This window comes from Paenibacillus etheri (assembly GCF_001012825.1).
Taxonomy (GTDB): domain Bacteria; phylum Bacillota; class Bacilli; order Paenibacillales; family Paenibacillaceae; genus Paenibacillus_AQ; species Paenibacillus_AQ etheri.
Genome location: NZ_LCZJ02000040.1, coordinates 1 through 473 on the forward strand (window position 1 = coordinate 1; position 473 = coordinate 473).

A 473-nucleotide genomic window follows, 5' to 3' on the forward strand; every position below is an offset into this window, starting at 1 on the left:
GAGGCTGGGGATTTAAGCGGCTTTGTTCATGGCAACGCTTTGCTGCGTCATGCTGGTCTCAACCTTGCGGAAGCAAGCTCGGGCAAATGGACCGGACAGATGAAGATTAGTAAACGCGGACGATCTCGCCTCCGACGTTTCATCTTCATGATGACCCTGAGCTTAACCGCGAATAATCCGGAATTCAAGGCGATGCATGCGTACAATGTTCAGGTAAAAAAGATGAAGAAAATGAGGTCACTAATGAAACTGTGTGGTAAACTAGCTCGCATTCTCGTGGGGATGGCTCGCAGCAGTGAAGCCTACAATCCACATAAAACGATGCCACTTCAGCTAGCAGCTTAAGCGATTTCTCACCGTTTCGTCGTACGAATTTTGGCTTATTCACGGGATTTCAAAAGAAAGCACAGAGTACCGGATATATTGAACCAAAGGGCACCGACCCGTAACGTTAGCATGACCGGCCTCCACCC

General features: G+C 48.8%; 1 protein-coding gene. It reads left to right on the forward strand.

Annotated elements, in window-relative coordinates:
• A partial coding sequence (locus UQ64_RS26305; protein ID WP_156417684.1) for a transposase occupies positions 1-345 on the forward strand: 345 nt, incomplete at its 5' end.
• Positions 346-473 lie beyond the last annotated feature (128 nt).